At 31.2% G+C, this 22,560-nt stretch carries 17 protein-coding genes; 5 read left to right on the top strand and 12 right to left on the bottom strand.

Going from position 1 to position 22,560, the window contains the following annotated elements:
- Positions 1-297: 297 nt before the first annotated feature.
- Entirely contained in the window at positions 298-1,761 is a 1,464-nt protein-coding gene (locus B5S50_RS20410) for a hypothetical protein (RefSeq protein WP_217302708.1), read from the bottom strand.
- A 125-nt stretch (positions 1,762-1,886) separates the two neighbouring features.
- Between B5S50_RS20410 and B5S50_RS20405 the strand changes: the two genes are divergently transcribed.
- From B5S50_RS20405 to B5S50_RS20395, 3 genes are all read left to right on the top strand, one after another.
- Entirely contained in the window at positions 1,887-2,681 is a 795-nt protein-coding gene (locus B5S50_RS20405; RefSeq protein WP_217302707.1) for a hypothetical protein, read from the top strand.
- A gap of 175 nt (positions 2,682-2,856) precedes the next feature.
- Entirely contained in the window at positions 2,857-3,399 is a 543-nt protein-coding gene (locus B5S50_RS20400; RefSeq protein WP_217302706.1) for a DUF4489 domain-containing protein, read from the top strand.
- Between the two features lie 130 nt (positions 3,400-3,529).
- Entirely contained in the window at positions 3,530-4,777 is a 1,248-nt protein-coding gene (locus tag B5S50_RS20395) for a DNRLRE domain-containing protein (protein WP_217302705.1), read from the top strand.
- A 228-nt stretch (positions 4,778-5,005) separates the two neighbouring features.
- Here the strand turns inward: B5S50_RS20395 and B5S50_RS20390 are convergent, their stop codons facing one another.
- The 9 genes from B5S50_RS20390 to ltrA form a co-directional block, all read right to left on the bottom strand.
- Positions 5,006-6,901: a cell wall-binding repeat-containing protein gene (locus B5S50_RS20390; protein ID WP_254306777.1), complete on the bottom strand. Its 1,896-nt coding sequence runs from the start codon at positions 6,899-6,901 to the stop codon at positions 5,006-5,008.
- 169 nt (positions 6,902-7,070) lie between these two features.
- Positions 7,071-7,748 (bottom strand): MEDS domain-containing protein, encoded by a 678-nt coding sequence (locus B5S50_RS20385; protein WP_254306776.1) that lies wholly within the window; start codon positions 7,746-7,748, stop codon positions 7,071-7,073.
- Positions 7,749-8,069: 321 nt separating this feature from the next.
- Entirely contained in the window at positions 8,070-8,714 is a 645-nt protein-coding gene (locus B5S50_RS20380; protein WP_127721057.1) for a DUF4397 domain-containing protein, read from the bottom strand.
- A 146-nt stretch (positions 8,715-8,860) separates the two neighbouring features.
- Complete coding sequence (locus B5S50_RS20375; RefSeq protein ID WP_217302702.1) at positions 8,861-10,570, bottom strand: methyl-accepting chemotaxis protein; 1,710 nt, start codon at positions 10,568-10,570, stop codon at positions 8,861-8,863.
- 42 nt (positions 10,571-10,612) lie between these two features.
- The gene (locus B5S50_RS20370) at positions 10,613-12,022 is read right to left on the bottom strand and encodes an Ig-like domain-containing protein (RefSeq protein ID WP_242872117.1); all 1,410 of its coding nucleotides are present in this window, start codon (positions 12,020-12,022) and stop codon (positions 10,613-10,615) included.
- Between the two features lie 68 nt (positions 12,023-12,090).
- Entirely contained in the window at positions 12,091-13,065 is a 975-nt protein-coding gene (locus tag B5S50_RS20365; RefSeq protein ID WP_065077974.1) for a hypothetical protein, read from the bottom strand.
- Between the two features lie 261 nt (positions 13,066-13,326).
- Positions 13,327-13,779, bottom strand: a complete 453-nt coding sequence (bamE, locus tag B5S50_RS20360; RefSeq protein ID WP_065077975.1) for an outer membrane protein assembly factor BamE — start codon at positions 13,777-13,779, stop codon at positions 13,327-13,329.
- Between the two features lie 205 nt (positions 13,780-13,984).
- The gene (locus B5S50_RS20355; protein ID WP_065077976.1) at positions 13,985-15,109 is read right to left on the bottom strand and encodes a radical SAM protein; all 1,125 of its coding nucleotides are present in this window, start codon (positions 15,107-15,109) and stop codon (positions 13,985-13,987) included.
- A 212-nt stretch (positions 15,110-15,321) separates the two neighbouring features.
- Entirely contained in the window at positions 15,322-16,743 is a 1,422-nt protein-coding gene (gene ltrA, locus B5S50_RS20350) for a group II intron reverse transcriptase/maturase (RefSeq protein WP_217303757.1), read from the bottom strand.
- A 753-nt stretch (positions 16,744-17,496) separates the two neighbouring features.
- Here ltrA and B5S50_RS20345 point away from each other — a divergent pair.
- Positions 17,497-19,119, top strand: a complete 1,623-nt coding sequence (locus B5S50_RS20345; protein WP_217302701.1) for a hypothetical protein — start codon at positions 17,497-17,499, stop codon at positions 19,117-19,119.
- Between the two features lie 170 nt (positions 19,120-19,289).
- Here B5S50_RS20345 and B5S50_RS20340 read toward each other — a convergent pair whose 3' ends face one another.
- A complete protein-coding gene (locus B5S50_RS20340; protein WP_065077977.1) occupies positions 19,290-19,757 on the bottom strand; it encodes a hypothetical protein in 468 nt (155 codons plus the stop codon).
- A 410-nt stretch (positions 19,758-20,167) separates the two neighbouring features.
- On the opposite strand from B5S50_RS20340, the gene B5S50_RS20335 reads away from it, so the two are divergent.
- A protein-coding gene (locus tag B5S50_RS20335; RefSeq protein ID WP_243121154.1) for an IS3 family transposase occupies positions 20,168-21,333 on the top strand; the annotation gives its coding sequence in 2 pieces (ribosomal slippage) (positions 20,168-20,426 and positions 20,426-21,333; 1,167 coding nt in all).
- 53 nt (positions 21,334-21,386) lie between these two features.
- On the opposite strand, the gene B5S50_RS20330 is transcribed toward B5S50_RS20335, so the two are convergent.
- Positions 21,387-22,421, bottom strand: coding sequence for a hypothetical protein (locus B5S50_RS20330; protein ID WP_217302700.1), 1,035 nt, complete (start codon positions 22,419-22,421; stop codon positions 21,387-21,389).
- Between the last annotated feature and the right edge of the window lie 139 nt (positions 22,422-22,560).

Raw genomic sequence — 22,560 nt, 5'->3', positions numbered from 1 at the left:
TTATGGATAAAAGCTTATTTCAAAATAACATTAAATTTTAACTTTACTTATTATAATATTCATAATAGAGTAAAAACAATCATTATGGATCATGTGTAAATTATTTTCAAAATCAAACTTACCATGTAATTCTCCAACAGAGCATTTTTTATCCTTATGATTAGATACACTCAAACTAATATAAAAAATGGTATTAATCACCACAATGTTAAATGGCATTCAAATAAAGATGGGATTACAGATATTATGCATTACTAAAAAATCCACCTAGGACTTTAAACTCTAGGTGGATTTATTTTATTCTTTCTTCTTAAATAATTTATCTACAATAGATTTATTTTTTTCAAGTTTCAATTCCTGTTTAACTTTTAAATTTTCATTCATTAAATAAGTAATTTCTTGTTTCAATCTATTATTGTTCTTTTCCTTCTTATCCAAACTATTTTGTAATTTATTAATGAACAGTTTATAATTTTCCAATTGTTCTTTTGTATTTTCAAGTTCTTTTTGTATATTTTTCTTCACCTGTATAAAAAAATCGTAATTTTCTTTCAATATCTTTTTTTCTCCCCCAATTTTTATAAGCCTATTTTCATATTCATTTATACTAAGCTTTTTTTCTTTTATTTTCTTATTTAAAAAATCTATTTTTTCTTTAAGAATATTATTTTCATAATATATGTTTTTTGATTTTTGTTTTAGTTTCTCAACATATTCATCATAATTAGACATATCAGATTTTTCTTTGCTTAATGCTTTAACTGTATTTTTTGAAATTTCTTTAAAAGAGATAATTTTTAAACTGGTATTTTCTATTCCATATACTATATAAGCATCATTTAACTTTTTGTTGTTCAAAAAAACATATGCATTAATTGGTTCTTTTAAATCTTTATTAATTTCAATAGGCGTTTCCCACTTATCTAGATTATATTTTGAACAAAATACATTATTTTCTTTAAGCCAAGAAGTAAATAAAATACCATCTACCGAAAATATAATTGGTTCAACAGGCTCCTCTTTTCCTTCATAGATTTTATAACTTTTCATATTCATAGTATCTTCTTCGATACATACATGCTCCAATGAATATGTAAAATTCTCTTTCATCTTGTTGATTATATTTATAGTATAGTGAGTTTTTAGAACTTTAAATGTTACATTGCTGCCGTGAATCCCATAAAGTCTCTTTGAATCTGTCCATAATCCATCCTTATATTCAGAATAACCAAGAGAAAGCTCATCTTTATTATTTGAAGCGAAAAAAATTTTGATTAAATTTTTTTCTTCAGCATAAACTTGATAATATGTCTTAATTCTGTCTGACAAAACAATATATTGTATATTATACTGCTTTACTTTTTTTCCATCCCATATACAATGTCTTAAGATTCCACGCTTACTACCACCTTTTGATTTAAGCAAATAAAATAAATGCATTTTATCCTGTGAAATCAAAGCTTTTAAAGTTTGTATTTCAAAATTATTTTTTTGTATATCACAAATTTTTTCTCCAAACCACTTTTCATCTTTTCTAGTACAATATCTCAATTCATATTTTTTATTTGCATATACTATATGGATAGTTTGGTCTTGTATGCATATAGAAAACTCAACTACATTAGTATCAATAAGTTTTTCCTCTGTCCATTTGCCATTCTCATATATTATTTTATACATCAATTCACTTGAACTATTTAAATAAACTTTCCACATATTATTATCACTGCTAATAAACACCCACGGATAACTATTTTCCATATTATTTCACCTCTTTTATTTCCATAAAAAAATTTATTAAATCACAATTATATCAATAAAACATAATATATAAGTGATAATTATATATTTTTCTATTATATTAATATTTAAAAGGAGGATAATTTATGTCCATTAATTTTAATAAATTTGAGCCACGACCTGGTCTTGTAAACAAACAAGGACAATTACCTGATCCTTCCGAACTTGTTTGTATTGAAGTTCCAAAAATATTTGATCAATGCTTAATCAAAAAATGTCTTGTATACAGTGAAGGACCAGATACAGATAAAACAGATTGTGAATTAAGGAGCAATGTCATTATCGATCCAAAAAGATATATAGACTCCAGAGATTTTAATATAAAATTAATTTCTATAGATAAAATTCCTATAAAAAATAAAGAAGGTTTTAAAAAAATAATTCTTTCTTATATAATTTCATTTTACGCCGATTATGTAGATATTAATGGTGTAAATAAAAGTGAATTTTATGAAATTAATAGAACAGATTGTATAGAAAGTTTATATTGTCCTGATCCTGTGTCCGAAGCTTATAGCAGCATCAAACCCAAAGATCAGGATTCCAATATTATTAATTTGGAAATGGTTGCAAATGTATTAGACAGTGAACTTATCAAAGATGACGATGGTAATTACGTACTTGATATAACCTTAGGATATTATATTGTTGTAAAAAGTGAATTTGTTGTACAGCTTCTTATACCAACTTACAGTTACAGCGTGATTCCAAAAGAAGCTTCTGGAGAAAATGATAAAGAAAACCCACGTGAAACATTCGAAAAATCTCCTGTTCCAAAATTCTATCCTGATCAAAATTTAGAGCCGCTATTTTCCTATTGTAACAAAGAAGTTTCAAAAGGAGTTTCAAATGATGATTTCGACAAAAATCATATGGAATAGCAAAAATGATAGAATAGCACTAGCACAAAACAAATAAATTACAAAAACTATCATCACCTTTTTTTAATGAAATCATATATTATAGTAGAAGATAATAGCAAGATTGCCAATATATTTTGATGTTATTTTTAATCAACTTATTTCATTTTTTAATATAAAAAGGAGGATTTTATCCATGAATTCTATGTCAAGATATTATTATAAAGACGATTGCAACCCTTGCAAAGAGGATTTTGATCCTTGTAAACATCACTATGATCCTTATGTAAGTAAAAAGGTATGTGACACCATTATAAAATGTGGATGTCCTAGTTCAACTACAATACCTACTACAACTGCAGCTTCAGGAACAAAATTTACTATTACTTCTTTAACATTAGATACCTGTCATTTAAAACATCCATGCATAAAGCTTGAATTTGCAAGCAATGTTATTGCAGATGCCACTTTTGTTGGTACTTTAGGTATCCAAGTATTTAAACAATGCAACAACCAGATTACACCTACCCCTATAGGACCTGTATGGTCTCTTTCAATACCTGCTTTAACTAGTGAGACATTTTCCTTCTTCGTTTGCGACTGTGACTGCACCTGCTTTAATGGATGCTGCACTTACACAGTAATTGCAAATGCTACCGTAGATGTTACTGGAACTCTTGCTATCAACAATGCAACACTAGGAGCAATAGTTACATCTGGCGTAAATCCATTCTGCTAATAAAAGTACTATATAACTCAAGGGCAACCTTGAGTTTTTTTGTAAACAAATTTAATATACATACATATGCTATATTAGGTCATTATTAAAAGGATTTTAAGACAAAAGAAAATAAAAGGGAGATGTAATTATGACTATTATACAAGTTTCACCTAGTGATAATGCCTATATATATTCGCAAAGTCCAGCTGAAAATTTTGGAAATTCTTCACTCTTATTTACAGGGACTGGATCCCAGCTTTCATATAAATATAGAACTTTATTTAAATTTGATTTATCAGGCTTAATTCCTCCAGGCAATACAGTAACAAGCGCCTCTTTAGAATTATTTGTATATACAAAAAGCAAGCCTGACACATTATTGTCACCGCAAAATATAACTGTGTCAACTAATTCAGGTGATTTTTCTCAGAAAACCGTTACGTGGAACAATGCACCTCAAGCAACTGCAACACCTTACTCTATAAATGTAACAGATGCAGATGTTAACAACTATATCAGCATAGATATCACTAATGTAGTTATTGACTGGATAAATACTCCATCAAAAAATCACGGAATAACCTTAACAGGAATAGAATATGTCCCACAAAATGGAGTATCAAATATTACAAATTCTGTAATAAGCTATTTTCCTAATAGCCGTCCATTTCCAACCCAAAAACCATTTTTAAAAATAGAATACGCTCAAAATTCAACGCTTTTACCTGACCATGCCTATATATTCAATACGGGAACACAAAATATTGGAGTTGAAGCAGATATTCCTTTTAATACAAATGGATCATTATCGGGAATTACCCATAGTATAAATTCATCAAATATAAATATAAAGAATTCCGGATTTTATGCTGTATTATTCAGAGTTACAGGAGATCTTTCAAATCAATTTGCAGTATTTAAAAACAATACCCTTGTTCCCGGTACAATATATGGCATAACATCTCCAACTCTAGTTCCACCTGTTTCAAGTTATGGAGATAATACAGGTATAGCTATATTATCTGCTAACGCCGGTGATATATTAACACTGAGAAATCACACAAGTACTTCCAGTATAAATCTTGTCAATAATGCAGGTGGTACAGCAACCAACGGCGTAAGTGCCTCAATCTTAATCATAAGGATTGGTGAAAATAATCTGATAAATCCAGCTTTAAATGCTGTCAATACAGCATCAGCTACAACTGGAATGGAAACAGCTATCACAAATCCCGACCTTGGACTAGACCTAACTGCATTTAATGCATTGAGTGCTGCAAATCAAACAATTGTACTGCAAGGCATGATTGACGATCGCCCTGTATCAGGTTACCCTACAGTTCAAAGTGTACAAGATGCTTTAAATTATGAAATTAGTAAACTACCACCTCAGTAAACTAATAACAGTATATTATATTTGTAAAATCAAACTTTATTGGAGGAAACGTTCAGCCTCGCTAACCTTTCCTCTTTAATATAAACCAGTATAGATATTAGTAATAGCAGACCTGCTTATTTATAAAAGACAGGTCTAACTATATGTTAAAGTGTTCATTTTATTTGCCTTTCTCATATCATTTATTCCCAAAAAATAGTGCATTGTTTTAACAAATAGAAAATTTACTTAGTATCTGTTAAATTTATTACTGATAGTTTCCCAGTAATCAGAATTCTCCAATCCTAATCTCCATATAGAAATTCCACCTAAATCATAATTATTTACAATATCAAGTTTATATGAGATGCTTGTACTATTTTCAAAATATACAGTGTGGTATATACCTGAACTATCAGTATAATTAAAGTATGGACTTTTAGCTGCAGAATCCCATTTAACCTGGGCACCCCTTTGTGCGGCCATACTATATGCTTGACTTATGCCATAAGATTTTGCTTTTGCTCCATTTGATGGCCAATCATAAGCATAGGCTGCTAATCCCAATAGTATTTTATCTCTAGGAATAACTGTAATTGCATAATTTATTACATTTTGAACCCATCCTATAGATGCTATGGCACCAGGTTCTCCGCCAGACCAATGTTCATCATAAGTCATCAATATAATCTTATCTGAAACCTTTGCAATCTCAGCATAATCATAAGCTCCAATCCAGCTCTGCCACATACTATCACTTGTTTTAGCAGGAAGCGCTATTGTGACTTCAAATCCCTGTGGATTCAGTGTATTATATAGTTCGCTCATAAATGTGGTAAAATAACTTCTATCATAATAGTAAACATTCTCTATGTCAATATTTACACCTTTATAATTGTTTGCTTTTAAATTTTGTAATATATTATTTATAAGTTTTTGCCTATTTGTTGAATTTTCCAGTACACCTTTTGCTGTATCTGCATTAAAACTATTTGTTATCATGGCATATGTCTTAATTTTGTTATCATTTGCATAGCTTACCTGATTATGTGGTACTGAACCTTTTATATTACCTGTACTATCCATAATATAAGTATCTGTAGCAATTGAATCTATTGCCTGTGAATGATTTACTAAAGAATTATAGGAAGAACTATCTCCTACATAATAATAAGTAGTATACCCTAATACAGTTTTATTTGGATACAAAATAGACTGTACTAAAGCATCTGGCATAGCAAATGTACCACCTAATATCTTTAATGAAGATATTAAATCTATCTTTGATCTAATTAAAAACTGTGACCTTGTGTAACTTTTGCTAACTAAAACAATAGGGGCAAAGTCCTTTGCTGCTGCAGCTGAACCACATAAAGCATCCGGGAAATCTCCTCCATATGCTAAATATAGATTGTTAAAATTAAAATCTCCCAAAAATTCATTTATTACATTTGAATTCGTTTCATATCTATCTATTCCACTAAGCCTTTTCATATTAGGTAAATCTTTAACAACATTAGCATTTATTACATTAATACCACCAACTACATAACTTTTAGAAATACTATTATTACTTATATAATCTTTAACACTATCAGGTAATATTTTAGCTGGTGTAAGAAGTATTGGCATTTGTTTTGCCGCTGCTATAGAAGCTATAGATAAAGCATCTGGAAAATTTTCTCCTGAAGCTATCACTATTCCATTACCTGTGCCTATACTTTCTGCCACCTTAGTGCTCGTTTCATATCTGTCTTGTCCACTTATACGAGTAACCTGGATATTAAGAGCAGTTAATTGTTCTTCAATAGTTTTAGAGACTGCTCCTATACCACCTACTATAAAAACATTTTTAGCTCCTAATCTTTTAATTTCTTCATCTACATTAGAATTTAAATTAGTACCTTCTGTTATTAAAATAGGTGCATTATACTTTTTTGCAAGAGGTGCTGCAGAAATAGCATCTGGAAAATTTTCTCCTGAAACTAAAACTACATACTCTGATTTTTGAAAATTATTTTGTGAAACATTTACTGAAGTTTCATATCTGTTCATTCCACCAAATCTGATATTGGATGGAGCTGCTGCTGCATCTTGAACTGCCATAAAAAATATTATAAATAGAAAGCAAAATAAAATATGCACTTTTTTCAATTTATATCCCCCCAATATCAATTAAATATCAATTAAGTTATCGAACACAATATGTATAATTTGAAGAAGTATGTTCATTCCTGTACACCATATTAATGGAATTTTATACTGTGTATACCAACTTAATAAATGGGGGTATCATAGATTATTATTTTTTTCCCTAACCTATCTCCTCTAAAAATGAATTTTTTAAAATATAAGAATGGGTAAGTAAAGATTTTTCTATTACTGTTTTATTTATAAACTCTCCTTTATTCATATAATCATAAGCATCATATATGCAAAGTATGGATGCTTTAGTATTGTATACACCTTCAGTTAGATTTGTTTCAAAAGCTAAAAAGTCATTTTGAGAAGTGATTTTAATAGCATAAGAGGGTTGTCCAATCCATCTTATGCCACTATATTTTTTAACTTCATTACTTAAAAGTGCTTTATTAATTTGATGTTTTAATTCAATTAAGCCACCATATCTATTACCTTTAATTAGTTTTTCTACACTATTAAACTTAATATGTTCAACAGAAACCTTATTAACTTTCAAAAAAGCCAATAATTTATTGTAAAGACTTTTTTCCATAGAAACATATATAAGTTCATTATTGTTGATACCTGCAGTTATATAAAAATACAGACTAGTAAAAAGATGCTGGTATCCATAATAATAAAAAGTTGAATGCATTCCAAATACGTTTTTTAAATTTAGTTTAGAAATATATTCTAAACTTTTATTGCAAAATACACATCTATAAACTAATTCATCCAAATATTTACTTAACTTAATAATTTCTTCATCAAGCAATTCATACTCTTTTTCAGCTATTAAGTTATTCAACACAATTTTCATATTTTTGCATAGAATTGTGAATATTTTTATGCTTAATTTCTACATGAAATGAATTGGCTATTTTTATTTTCTCCTGCAAAATCATATGTAATAATATCTTATTTATGTAATTATCACATAATTTACATATCTCTTTTTTGAAATGATCAATCTTTTACTGGAAATCCTGCAAATCGAAATTTAATCGTAATTTATGGAGCTTCTACAAAGAGTATACCAGCTCAAACAATACCTTATATAGTTGTTGTTATTTGTCAAATTTAACATTTAATCAAAAATACTGCAGTTACTTAAAACTACAGTATTTTTGACTTAGTATCTTGGTTCTGGCACTAACATAACTTCTAAAACTGGAGATTTTCCAACCAGACCAACTGCATACAAGGTATAGTAATTATTAGGATCCAATTTAACATTTGGAACAGTTAATACTACATTGTCCCTGCCAGCAAGGCTAACTGTGAAAGTATACGTTCCTGTAGGAACACAGGCATAATCTGTAATATCTTTATAACCAACATCAGTAAATACCTTTGTGCCATCAGACAACTTTATATCAACAGCTGGTGCATTTGGAGAAAGATGAACAAATCTTATACAAGGCCTTCCAAAGTTTTGAGCAGTAGTTGGTTCTTGTATAGGATATAAACTAATATCAGGAAGAGTTCCTATTACAGCTACATTAAATACAGTATTTGCAGGAATATTTAAATCCGTATTTATAACAGGGTTTGTCATTTGTCCTGAAGGATAAACCATAATATTGTAGCTGCCGGGAGCAACCGAAATATATTGTGAGAGTTCCGTATAGGAAATATTTTTTACAATAAGTTTTCCATTGGCATAAACATCTACAGCTGGTGCATTTGGTGCAGCATGAAATACCCTAATAGAAGAATTCATTTGATTAGCCCTATAATAATTATTTATTCTACGAGCATATGGACAATAAAACATACACATTCTCCTTATATTTTTAACCACTATTATAATACGAAATAAATATCAAAATGTTCACTTAATATTTATTTCATATTATAATTCTATTTTACACAAATATATGGACGTTCTCGCAAAATAAACATGTGCAGCCACAACTCTAATTATATCTCAAATTTCATCACCAGTTCATTTAGTTTCTGTGCAAGTTCTGCCTGACTTTGTGCAGTTAAAGCTACCTGCTCTATTGCTTTTGTGGTTTCATCTATACTTCCTACTATTGTTTCTGTATATTCTGAAGATTTTTGTGCAGTTATTGTCATACTTTGAACTGCCTGACTTACCTGGTCAATTGTAGCAGTAAGTTCTTCTGACATAGATGCTATTTCTTCTGACATTTGGGTCACAAAATCAGAATCATCATAATATTGCTTTCCTACATTTTCAAATTGCTCAAATTGAGGGTCTACATTTTCATTAATAAATTTCAATACATCACTGCCATTTCCAGCCAGATTTTTAAATGCATTCTGAACCTTTATAATGGTATCCTGTATACCAGTAACTGCTTCGGATGATTGCTCTGCAAGTTTTTTCACTTCTTCTGCCACTACCGCAAATCCTTTGCCCTGTTCTCCTGCTCTTGCTGCTTCAATTGCTGCATTAAGTGCAAGTAAATTTGTTTGCTCTGCTATGCTTGCAATAGTATCTGCCATAATCTTAATGTTTTCTACTACTTTGCCTTCCTCTATTGCTTTTAGCATATTATTTTTCTTTTCTTCATATAGATTTTTTACTTCCTTTATAGCATCTTTACCTTGCTTTTCTACATTAGTAGCTCTATCTTTGGATTTGTTTGCATTATCGCTTCCTTCCACAGCTTTTGCAGACAATTCATTGATACTCGAATCTACTTCTTCTACAGAAGCTGTTATTTCCTCAGAAGACGAACTTGTTTCTTCAATTCCAGATTGTATTTTTGTTACTACACTGTCTATATTTTCAACTTTTGATGATAATTCTTCTACTACAGAAGAAAGCTCTTCACTTGAAACATCTATATGTTTTGAACTTGTAATTATTTCAGATATTAAATTTTTTGTGTTAGTAGTAGCCCTATTTAAAGCTTTAATTACTTTACCAATTTCGTCTTCAGTATCTATATCGATTGTTGAGGTGAAGTCTCCTTCTCCCATAGCTTCTGCAAAAATTAAAACTTTTTTTAAAGGATTTGATATTGACAAAGATATTATTAATCCCAATACAATTGCAATTATAAATCCTAACACACATACAGTAACCATGATTTCAGAAGATTTTAAATACAATGCGTCACTTTGTATTTTTGCATTATTTGCATCCTTTTGCGAACTTTTAATCAGTTCATTCAAAGAATTAGATACTTTATCTCTTGCATCGCCTATTGAATGACTTAAATTAGATGCTTCAGCATATTTTCCATTACTCACAAGACTTATAGATTCACTATCCAAGTCTTCGTATTGTTTTAAATAATTAGTCAATGAATTAAATGAATTTCGTTGAAAATTGCTTAAATAGTTATTTTTATATTCTGACAACAATTTACTATTATCTATGATTCTTTGAGCTACATCTTTTGCATCAGTAGTTCCAGTTACATTTTTATCTTCAACTATTCTCATAACCGAAACACGCATAGTTAAAGTGTTTACATATAGCTGCTGAAGATTTTTTATGCCAATAAAATCATTGTTGTATGTTGTATTATAATTAGAATTTATCTTTCTCATGTTTACTATACCAACTGCACCAACTATACCTATAAAAAGAGCTACTATAATAAAACCAGTTATGAGTTTTTGAATTACCTTTAAATTATTAAACCATTTCATTGCAATCCCCTCCTTATGAAATTAATAGCAAAAATAATTTACCTACTGTTCTTTGCTGTACCAATTTCTGATAACTGATGTACTTTGTTCACTAGGGTAATACTTTTTATCTCCCTCTTGGTTACCTATTGCAAATACAGAGAATCCTAAAACCCACGGTTCATTCTCAAACTCTATCTTGTAAGCCTCAAAACAATTAGCTTGCTCAACATTATTTACAGTGCTATTTTCCCGTGGATTCCATGGATGAAAGGATGCTTTATCAGTTTTAGGGAATCCAAGCTCTCCAAAGAAGATAGGTTTATTCCATTTATCATAAAAGTTTTTTATTTCTCGTTTTATATTTTGGTTTCTGACTTGTCCTTTATCAGATACTACTTGAGAACATTCTATTGCACTTACAAGATTTTCAACAGTATTTGTAGGATTATTTGTAAGCTCAAAATAAGCTGCAATAGATATAAAGTCTAATTTTGAAAACAGCTTATTATTTAGCTTATTTTCATAGTCAGTAATACTTTTAGGATCCCATGATGCTGTATCCCACCTATTGGTTCTATAGGTTACTAATCCTTTATAATATTTTCTAACATAATCTATAGTATCACACCAATTCTTTTCTTCGGGTTCTATATTTACAAAGTTGCTTCCTATGTTTAGTACATCTACATTGTATGGATTTGCAATATCATCTATTAATGATTTGAGTACATTTATCTTCCAATTTGAAAAGAAAGCACTTATATTATCTGGATTCCAATCTGTTTCCCTTTCTGCACCTTCAGCTATCCAAGGATAGGGCTCTAATATTATGTTTATATTCTTACCTTTTAATTGTTTTATCAAGCTTATTGCTCTATCCTCACTATCTTTATCAACCTCCATATTACTTGAAGATAGGTTATTTATTTTTATCTTTACAGGTATATTTAAAGTATTTAATTTAAGCTTATCTATATCACTTAAGGCTTGTTTAATATCATAATCTGTAGATAGGTTGCCTGACTTAATCTTTTTTCCGCTTAAGATTTTATTTTCATTACTCTTAATGTTAAATTTCAATTTGCATTCTTTATTCAACGTCTTGCCTTTTGTAGAATGTACCCTACTTCCAATGTTCAATATATAACTTTTTCCTACTGTATATCCACCTTGTGGAGCTGTCACTGTAATTGTTCTGCCATCTTGTCCCAGATGTAATCCTACATTTACTTTAGTACCTTTACTGTCTGTTACTGTTATACCTTGTTTAGTCAAATCGTCCAATCCAATATCACTTGTAAATTTAATTGTCCATGTTTTATTAGAATCTACTGTTTGATTATCTGTAAAGCTTGCTGCTTGTACATTAAACGATATTAGAAAAAAAAGGCTAAAAATAGCTGCCATTAAAATTATATTTTTAAATTTGCTAATTATATTATAGTTATTTACATATTTAACAATTTTCATTTTTTCTCCTTAACCTCCTTTAAATATAGGGACAACTAATTAGCCATCCCTGTATATAATGCAATATTCTAATAAGCTAATACTTGGCAATTCTTATGGGTCCAATTACCTTTTCTATCATCTATATAATATGGTAATTCCAATTTATCTAATAATAGACTTAAAACATTTACATTAAGTATTTTCTTTCCCTGATCCAATGAATTAATATTAGGTTTGAAATTTGGACAACATTTTTGATTATCAACTTTAGTATAAAAACAATAAACACCATCATTTCGTCTGTCTATGCCTAATATAGCTCCTGCTACTGTGTTTAGTTGTCTTTCACTAAAAACTGGTTTTACAACAATTTTCCTTTTTAAAAAATCATACTGTCCACCATCTTTAGCAAACCACTCAATCCATTTGTTAATAATTTTAACAATATACCTTCTAGCATAAAATGGAGAACTTAAGTCATAATTTGATTGCTCCTCAAATAGTTCTTTTGCATAGGCTAATGATAAAGGATACTTTTCACCTAAACTTTCTTCAATGGTATTAATATATTCATAATAGTTACTAATAAATTCATATATAGTATTTATTATATGAAAGTTTTCACTTGCTATGCCTGACTCATTGTATGACATATCCATTAAATTAGTAAGCTCAGATTTAAGAAATTCTTTTTCACCCAATATATTTCTACGTCTTTGCTCATTCATTATCCACTTATGCTGAGTTATACCATTTAGCAATAATGACAAAGATTTACTTGTCTCATCAGCACTTTTATCAAAAGAAGTTAATATAGGTAAAGTTTGATTAGCTGCAATATAAACATGTAATAATTCATGAGAGAAGATATAATCTGAATATAATTCTGGAGTAATATATATTTCAAAATTGCCTTTATCATTACGAATATATTGAGCTTTACTATTACCAATAGGAGGTCTTTGCATTATTACTCGCAGCGTTCTCCCTTCTAAACTCTTTGTTACTTCTTCGTATAACTTCAAGATTTTACTGCTTAAATTTTCTTTCTGCAATTCCATGATAAACATCCCCATTTATATATTTTTTATATCTAAGAAAATTATAGCATATTTTTACATACTAATAACTAAATTGAAAGACATATTTAAACATAAAGAAGTCATAGAGATTAACCTGCAATTTTCGTTTAATAGACTTTTACTATGAATATTAGCAAAAAAAAGAATTACTAGTAACTAACACTAGCAATTCTATCTTATAGTTAGGCTTCTTTATTCTGCCTTATATATTTACGAATAATAGTCTGTACAAGTATTTTATTATAGTTGAGTCCAATTCTTTGTGTATACTTTACCATCAAGGAATGTTATAGTAATAGCTTTCGTTTCAAATGTCTTTTGATAATGATAAAGTTCCATTTTTCCAATTCCAGGTGTATCACTTTCACTTACAGACGTTGGCTTACCTAATAATGCTTCAACTTGTTCTTTTGTCATATCCTTTTGAATTTTATCATAAGTTTCTTTTGTAATTCCTTCGTTTTTATCTTTTTTAGTATTGTTGTCTGTTGATACTGATTTTTGCGGTGTATTGTTTGAACCTGTTTTTGAACCATTTGAAACAGCACTAATAACAATAAATAATGCTGCAATAGCAACAATAACACCCAACGCTATTTTCTTTTTCTTTAATTTTGCACCACAATGAGGACAAATTTTTGCTTTTTTACTAACTTCTTTTCCGCAATCTTTACAATTAATCAAATTACCCATTCTAATCCTCCTAACTCTATTTTTCAGCCAAATTATATCATAAATATAGTATAAGAGATACGTGTAGGTTGTATCATAATATGTTATTGCATAGTAAAGTTAACTATATTTGTAACGCAAAGAAGCCCTCAAGTGCATCACTAACACTCAAGAACTCTCCCTAGCTATATTTTCTTTTCTACAAAAGTGTATAATTAAAGACTTTCTAAAAAATCAACTCTCCTGGTTTATAGCCCTCAGGCAATTCTTCTTCACTTAAAAACTTGAAATTGTCATCACGCAGTATTGGTAAAAATACTGCGTATGGTATCCTAGAAAACTCACAGGAATAGTCACTAGCTCCAAACCACTTGCCCTCTTTGCTGCTCAAGTTCAAGCCTCTGGCAAACTTTGTATGATTTGAGCAATCATGAACTGCTAAATTCCAGTTTTCTTCATCGGCTATTTTCATAAATTTCAAAGTTAATTCCCTACTCCAAATTGGAGATATATATCCTTGCCTTGTAATATACATGTTCTCCCCATAATAATTGTTTATGTTATTCTCATTTAAATGTAATTCTGCACAATTTATAAAATCAAGTTTTGTATCTAAGATTACTTGCTTTTTCTCAAAAAAAGCTTTGAAAAACTCAGGAGTCATTGGAGTTTCAATACCTACATTTTTAATATATTTTTTTGCTATTGCAATATTTTCAATAACTTTGTCTGAACAATTAGTGGCACCCAGGTTGAAACGTATCTCATCAAGACCAGCTTCACCTAATGCTTTCAATGTCTCTTCCGAAGCTAAAGTACCATTTGTATATAGATGTTGATAAATCCCTGCATCATTAAATTTCCTTATTATAGAATAGTATTTTTCAATTTCCATAAATGGCTCTAAATAAACGTAAGAAATACCAGTAGGTTTCTGGTGGATGGAAAGTAATAAATCAATATCCTTCTCATAAAACTTTGTACCTCCAATTTCCCACATACCTTCACCAATTGGAGGCATATCTTCTATCTCTCCATAATCATAACAGAACTTACACTCCAAGTTACATTTGTTGGTTTTCCTAATTGCACTTAAACCAGTTCCAAGCAAACAAGAACGACATCCTTTTGGGAATTTGCTTTCATTTCCCACAAAAAAAGTTCTATTCTTTAAAGCTTTCAAACCTCTAATTTCCGACATTAACGTATCATTTCTATGATCAATTGCTGCTTCAATTTGTGCAAAGGTAGCGTAAATGATTTCTTGTTGTTTTGTCATAACTTCCTCATCCTCTGGTAATATCGAAAAAAATTCAAACCATTTTAACGCATCCTTCTTTGAAATCTTCATAATGTATCCCCCTCTAATTAATCTTCCTGCTGTACTTTTTAACATATTCTTCTTCAAAAAATAAATACACTCCATGTGCTAACTTTTGAAATATATTACCCAAAACACTTTGCTCTATTTATATGTTTTCGCAATCGAGTAGGAGCTGAATAATTATTTTATTCAGCGACCTCTCACACCACTGTGCGTACCGTTCGGTACACAGCGGTTCATTAAGATTTATGAATTAGTTGATATCTCTTGGAAATACTTTTATATTTAAGACTTTCAAGATATCTATTATTTAGAGTTGTATTAAGAATTGGGCTGTTGGATATTCTCCAGTAGCTTTTTCTTGTGTTAGCGTATTCCCAAGCTTTGTACTCGGGTACTCCAAGTTTCATGAGATTACGACCTCTAGTCTTAACCTTCTTCCATTGCTTCCAGATACATGCCCGCAACCTTCTTCTTATCCATTCATCCAGTCCCTTTATTCTGGCGGAAGCCTTCGCTACTCCATAATAGTTAATCCAACCTACGGTATATTCGTTGAGTTTCTTTATCCTTAACCCCATACTTATACCCATATTTCGATTAGTTATCTCTCTAATCCTTGTCTTGAATCTTTTGTACGATTTCTCATGAATTCTTATATTTCCTCCACTTTTTGCAAAGTAGAACGAGAAACCTAGATATTTTCTTTTAGATACAAGGTCTACTGAACTTTTATTCTCATTAACTTTGAGTTTTAAGCGTCCTTCGAGTATATTTCTCATACCTTCCATTACCCTCAAGCCTGCTTTTCTACTTTTTACATACACATTTGCATCATCTGCAAATCTGCAAAATCTATGACCTCTCTTCTCAAGTTCCTTATCCACCTCATCAAGCATTATATTAGCTAATAGTGGACTTAATGGTCCTCCTTGTGGTGTACCTTCATCAGAATTTACTTTGATTCCATTTATCATTATTCCTGCTTGAAGATATGCCCTTATTAATTTTAGAACTCTTTTGTCCCTAATCTTCTTTGATAATCTTTCCATTAATATATCATGATTAACTTTATCAAAGAACTTTTCCAAATCCATGTCCACTACCCATCTATATCCTTCATTTATATATTCTTTTGCTTTAAGTATAGCTTGCTTTGCACTTTTATTAGGTCTAAATCCATAACTACTTTCTGAGAATGTATGGTCATAAATTTTATTAAGTTCTTGAGCTATAGCTTGCTGTATTAATCTATCAAGTACAGTAGGTATTCCAAGCAATCTTATCCCACCATCAGGCTTTGGTATTTCTACCCTCCTAACTGGAGATGGCTTATATCTACCTTCCAATAACTTTTCTTTAATTCTCAGCCAATTGTCAATGATAAACGTTCGAAGTTCATCGATTCCCATACCATCAACACCATGACTTCCTTTGTTTGAGATTACTCGTTTCATAGCAATAAGCATATTTCCACGCTCTAATACCCTGTCGAGTAAGTTACTGGTATCGTCTAACTCATCGTTTTCTCTTTCTCTCTTTGTAAACGCCAAATTTTCATTAAGCGCCCCTTGCTTATCTTGAAGTTCCACTTCTACCTCTACAAGGCGACCTCTATATTGAGTTATCTGCTTTTTATTTTGAATCTTTGAGTTTATCAAAGTTGAAAACCTCCTAATGTTCAGTCCTTCCCACGCTAACGGGTTTTCACGTGGTATTATGACCTCTGCTGACTTCTTACAATTCAGCCATATATCCCTATATGGGTTATCACCTAGAAATACATTTTTTGGTGATATATTTGTAAGACCTCCCCAGGTAAGAACGCTTACTTTCACTCCATATATCTGCTACATTTACACCGCCTGCTTCGGATAGTTTAGGGTTTCGTTTTGTCTTGCAAATTCACCCACAAGCATATGCCTCATATGTAGTTTCTGTTCGTCAGACCAGAGCTTTGCCGCTGACTTCCTTCAGATTCCACCTCACGGTGGACACCCTTGTCTTAAGCTAACGGTTGGCACTATCAACCCCCATATCGGACTTTCACCGACGAGTAAGCGCCCATGCTGGGCGCACCAGGAAGGCCCTCGAATGTATGTACATTCAAGGGCTTCAAACCATTCATATTACTAACTTTTATCTATAATATGTTCTTATACAATAAAAAAATCTATTGATTTTTTCAAGCTCTCTGCTCAAGATTTTCTTCTATATCTTCTTCACTTTTTTTATTTCAGTTTTTGTCTACTTTTATCCGATGACTATTTGATAATACATTATTTCAAGTATTATTTCAAGTTTTTTCCTCATTTTGGATATAACCACAAGAACGTATCATTTATACATATTAGTGCACGTATTTTACTTACTTAACATAAGATGATAAAAAGTCTTTGAAAGGAAATTATAATATGCATAAGACACATTCTTACTACTTTAACACTCCAATGTATAGTTTTTCCCCCATGTGTAATAGCTGCAAAATGTATTCATGCCCTCACTGCATTAATACACCAATGTATAACCGAAACTTCTCAAGACAATTCTCTAATTGTGCAAATGCTGAGGATACAAAGATAACAGGTTTTATCTCTACATTAGAAGACAGAGGTTTTATTGTTCAGGAAGGAAAACTGAAGTATTTAGATATACTTAAGCTAGTCAGTGAAGGTAAAATTGACACTGCCTTTGCGAACAATGCAGGTGCTCCTTATGCAACCTATCTCCTTCCACCGGCACCAAACCAAGATCCATCTCCAGCTCAGAAACCTCCAAAAGGATATAATCCTCAGGATCCTAATAATTATCCAGCTAATATAGAGTACACAGCACCTGGAATGGACTATAAGCTGCGTGCTGACGAGGCTATTGTATTAATCGGAAAGACCCCACCATCGGCATATAACTTTAGTTACAGAAGTTACCTTGGATTTGTGAAAAACGAACGCTCAAAAGATTACAGTGATACTATTACGGCAGGCAATGACAATACTGGTTTTTATCACAACATCGGTGCCAGCATGGGTGATCAGATCAATAACCATAATATCTGGACTGATAATACACCTTATGGTGCCCCTGGAAATCCGTTCAACAGCTCCACCATCATCATTACAACTGCAGACAGAGGCATTAACAAGCAAATGCGTGATGCTCTAGTTAAATCAGGATTTAATCTAGGTATTATGAACGATGACAACATCCCTATGGGACTTACGAACATTGGGCTTGAAAAGGGAAAAGATACTTTCTCGTTTATAATGAGGGCTGCAATTTGGTTAGATCATGATGCTGGCTGGGATTATATCAATAACCTTAAAAACTATGTGAAGGTATTACGTATTACTCCAAAAACTCCTTATCCCTATCTAAATCTCTGGCCAATACCGAACCTTAAGATGCATGAAACTGGCACCACTGAGTTTCAGATTGTCCCTTATGCAAGAAATGGACTAAATTACTTACGAAATGAGATAATTAGGAAATATGAAAATGAAGAATATGAACCTATAGATCTGGATTCAAAACTCTGGATACTTGATGGTTATGAGGGAATATTACAGGATGTTCCTGTGTATTATGATAACAGAGATGGCCTCTATATAAGGACAGACAAATTCCAACTAAAAACTGATGAGGATTTTGTGATACTATATGGCGTTGACCACGTACAATCCGGATTGGCAATATTTTTCAACATAAGCTTTTACGGCGAAGAGCTCTGGAACGGCGTTGTCGGAGCTAATATTACAGATAACTCAAAGTACCCAGCCACCGAGTATTTCCCTAAAGATTATAAGAACTCGAAATACTATTATGCAGTAAAGATGGCAAGAAAAGTTGAGGAAGGTAACGAAGTTATAATACCCTACAGTACCGGTAACCCCTCTGGATCAGCATACGGTGTTGATAACAATGAGGACGCTTATGTAGGCTTTAGGATTTATACAAACCCAGAAACAAATGTTGCCCCAGCTATCTTTGATGTTATCTGGAGTCGGGCAATTTTATTTAGGAAAAAGGAAAAACAATAATAGAAATATGTTATAGAAGATGATTACAGAATTCAATACTGAGACAATATTAAATATTGGATTCTGTTACCTAATCCTTTAACTCAAGCAGCCGACATGACCTACCCTTTATACCTGTCACTTCAGGGAAAATACTTCATAGATTTAGTTTCATAGGCTCTTATCATATCCTATTTGTCAAAAACATTATTCTCATCAAATCTCTTTTCTCTATTTTCCTTAAAAAATTTATAACAATGCTCCCATGATTTATATCGTGCATCTTTAATTCTGCTAATTTCTTCATGGAATTTTTTGATTTCCTTAATTATAAAATCAGTATTAATATTTTTCTTAGAATTTTGGAACTCTATAGATTTTATTTTAGATTGAGGTTTTTTTACACTATCATTAACTTTTATAAACGAAACAACTTTTTTCTTTAAATCCAAACTTTCAAGCTTATATCCTTCATTTATCCATGTATTAGGAAAAGTATGTGTATTATCTGCATGCCAATATGCTACATATTTATAAGCAGAAGGACTTAATGGAAACCCCAACATTTGTTCTATTTCATTAAGTGTTAAATATATATTTTTTTCTGAGCATGATTTAAAATAATTTTCTAGTTGTAAAAATTTATTCCCTTTTCCCATTATAAAAAACTCCTCATATTACTTTTACATAATTATCTCCATATTAGTCTAAAACAATTAAGTCATAACTAATTGTAGTATATCATGGAATTTAAGTAAATTAAATCATTTGCTTCTATCGTGTAAATCCTTATTTAGAAAAAATCTTATCAATGTCTAAATCTGTTAATTCCTTTATTATTTCATTGTTTGTCATCACTGCGTTTTGCTATATGACATGTGTAGATCTCCTCGAAGCATATTTGTTCCAATATCACTTTGGTCGAAGCAACGCCGCTTCTCATATTTTCCGATACCGACAATCCGGATGTCTCCTCCTCCTTGATAATTTGGCCAAACTGTGACCCTTACCCACTTTGATAGACACGAGGAACTCGTGTTATATTAAAAGTGAAAGGAATGGTAGGGTTATGAAAAAACAATATAGTGCAGAATTTAAAATTGAAGCAATAAAAAGATTAGAGAAATCTGGAGAATCATTAAATAAGATAGCAACAGAATTAGGAGTAAGACCAACAACAATGCATGGATGGGTAAAGAAGTATAGAGAATCACCTGATACACCTTTTCCTGGCAGTGGACATCTTAAGCCTGAAGATGAGAAATTAAGAAGATTAGAAAAAGAAATTAGAGATCTTAAAGAAGAAAATGAAATATTAAAAAAAGCGGCAGCCTACTTCGCCAAGAACCTAAAATAAAGAGGTTTGAGTTTATCAAGGCTAGTTGCCATAAATATAGAATAGCGAAGCTGTGCAAGGTTTTAAGCGTGTCAAGAAGCAGTTACTATGCATGGGATAAAAGACCTGAAAGTCAAAGATCAAAGGAAAATAAACAGTTATTAGAACAAATTCAAACAATCCACAAAGAAAATAGAAATGTATTCGGTTCTGTTAAAATTACTAAAATAGTAAATATGAAAAATGATAAACCTATTAATCATAAAAGAGTAGAACGTATCATGAATCAGAATGGCATAAAATCAAGGGTTTCAAAGAAATTTAAGGCTACTACTAATTCAAATCATAAACTTCCAGTAGCAAAAAATATTCTTAATCGAGATTTTACTGTGGATAAACCTAATGAAAAAATGGTCAGTGATATTACATATCTGTGGACAAATGAAGGATGGCTTTATATAGCAGCAGTAATGGATTTGTGTGGACAAAAAATAGTTGGTTTATCTATGAATGAAAGAATGACAAAAGAATTAGTAATCAACGCATTAAATGACGCATATCAACGTGCAGGAAGACCAACTGGTGTTATTCTACATTCGGACAGAGGGTCACAATATTGCTCAAATGATTACCAAAATTTAATAAATAAGTATGGATTTATATGCAGTATGTCTCGTAAAGGTAACTGCTGGGATAATGCTCCTATGGAATCATTCTGGGGTAAAATGAAATGTGAATGGCTTTATGGGAATCACTTTAAAACACGTGAAGAAGCTCGTGCTGCTGTATTTGAATATGTTGAGATATTTTATAATAGGCAAAGAATACATGCTTCTAATGGTTATGTAACGCCTGAAAAATATTATAACAATTCAAATAAAAAATCAAAAGCAGCATAAAAATTATGATAATCTACGAAATAAAGAGATATTACGAGTTTAAGATGTCTATTTTATTGGGGAAAGGTCACTGTGACTATGTTCTTACGTCGTCCGTGTGGGGAAACTGCCTCACAAATATACTCTCCTTTTTTTCTCTTGATGCATATGAATGATTTTTCTTTATAAATTCCCAGTTCCGCAAGCTCATCAATAATTATTTTGAGTAACGGCGGATAGGATGTATCCTTCTCTTTAATTTGAATTTCTGCAAAATCAGACAATTCAAGGTTCCTTTTGTAAGAGTGTTCGGTTTCTTTCATATCTGCTTTTGTATTCACTAGACTACTAGCAGTCTGTACACCAAATAGATTGCAACCTGGCATACTTAAACGATTATTCCAGAATATATCGAAATAAATGACATAAAATTCCGCTCCGAGCACCATACTTATTTCATTCGCCTTTTTCACAAGGTATCGCTGCATATCGTCGAACAAGGGTTTTTTTCTAATTTCCCCGAACGAAGAACCACGTGTCAAACCCCATCGATAAATACTTTCATTATCAAAAATGGATTCATTCTTAATAATCCAACTGTCTATCGGCAGAAAGAGTAACGGGGTTAGTAGCTTTCGAGTTTCATTATCAATTTCACTAGCCATGGACACGATATGCTCCAGATAGAGTTCCACCACCTTTCGAATTCGGTTATATGATTCTTCTATCAAAGTAGGTGTAGTATAAGCGAGAAGCGCCTCTTGTAGATTCATATACAATTCATGCTCAAATGTATCCATTGCTTCCTTTGTTCGAATATGTGAATGAATTTCGTTGATAATCCGGTATTTTCTCGAGAGAAAAAATTCATCACACACTTCCATTGCTTTTTTCTTATTTTCATAGAAATTGCCATAAGTAAGTTTTTTCCCAAATGCTTGTGTCGTGTTTAAATTCACTGCTTTTTTTTGAGTGCCATTAACTGTTACGCCTCTGATGATATCCTCATATTTATAAAGGACAGAAGGCTTCAGAAAGATTGTTTCTGAAGATTGCAAAGCCTGCTTGAGGATGGAAAGTCCTTTTAAACTTCTTTCAAACGTACTCATCATTTTTTCCCCCTATATCAGAAAATTTTTAATGCACTAATTTCTATATTCCCCTGCTCTTTTGCCAAAAAAACATCTAATCTGTTCTGTCGTGAGAAGCAAATATCTAACCTATTCTTCACTATCTAATAGAAGTAAA

It is taken from the genome of Clostridium sp. 001 (genome assembly GCF_019056555.1).
Lineage (GTDB): Bacteria > Bacillota > Clostridia > Clostridiales > Clostridiaceae > Clostridium_B > Clostridium_B ragsdalei.
The sequence above is the reverse complement of the archived record's forward strand: the minus strand, read 5'-3'. Positions and strand labels throughout refer to the sequence as shown.

Bases quoted from the DNA above. Each gene is read 5' to 3' on its own strand.
- B5S50_RS20355 (WP_065077976.1), bottom strand. From the start codon at position 15,109: ATGAAGATTTCAAAGAAGGATGCGTTAAAATGGTTTGAATTTTTTTCG.
- B5S50_RS20370 (WP_242872117.1), bottom strand. From the start codon at position 12,022: ATGAAAATTGTTAAATATGTAAATAACTATAATATAATTAGCAAATTT.
- B5S50_RS20395 (WP_217302705.1), top strand. From the start codon at position 3,530: ATGACTATTATACAAGTTTCACCTAGTGATAATGCCTATATATATTCG.
- B5S50_RS20375 (WP_217302702.1), bottom strand. From the start codon at position 10,570: ATGAAATGGTTTAATAATTTAAAGGTAATTCAAAAACTCATAACTGGT.
- B5S50_RS20410 (WP_217302708.1), bottom strand. From the start codon at position 1,761: ATGGAAAATAGTTATCCGTGGGTGTTTATTAGCAGTGATAATAATATG.
- B5S50_RS20405 (WP_217302707.1), top strand. From the start codon at position 1,887: ATGTCCATTAATTTTAATAAATTTGAGCCACGACCTGGTCTTGTAAAC.
- B5S50_RS20340 (WP_065077977.1), bottom strand. From the start codon at position 19,757: ATGGGAAAAGGGAATAAATTTTTACAACTAGAAAATTATTTTAAATCA.
- B5S50_RS20400 (WP_217302706.1), top strand. From the start codon at position 2,857: ATGAATTCTATGTCAAGATATTATTATAAAGACGATTGCAACCCTTGC.
- B5S50_RS20330 (WP_217302700.1), bottom strand. From the start codon at position 22,421: ATGAGTACGTTTGAAAGAAGTTTAAAAGGACTTTCCATCCTCAAGCAG.
- B5S50_RS20380 (WP_127721057.1), bottom strand. From the start codon at position 8,714: ATGTTTTATTGTCCATATGCTCGTAGAATAAATAATTATTATAGGGCT.
- bamE (WP_065077975.1), bottom strand. From the start codon at position 13,779: ATGGGTAATTTGATTAATTGTAAAGATTGCGGAAAAGAAGTTAGTAAA.
- B5S50_RS20365 (WP_065077974.1), bottom strand. From the start codon at position 13,065: ATGGAATTGCAGAAAGAAAATTTAAGCAGTAAAATCTTGAAGTTATAC.
- B5S50_RS20345 (WP_217302701.1), top strand. From the start codon at position 17,497: ATGCATAAGACACATTCTTACTACTTTAACACTCCAATGTATAGTTTT.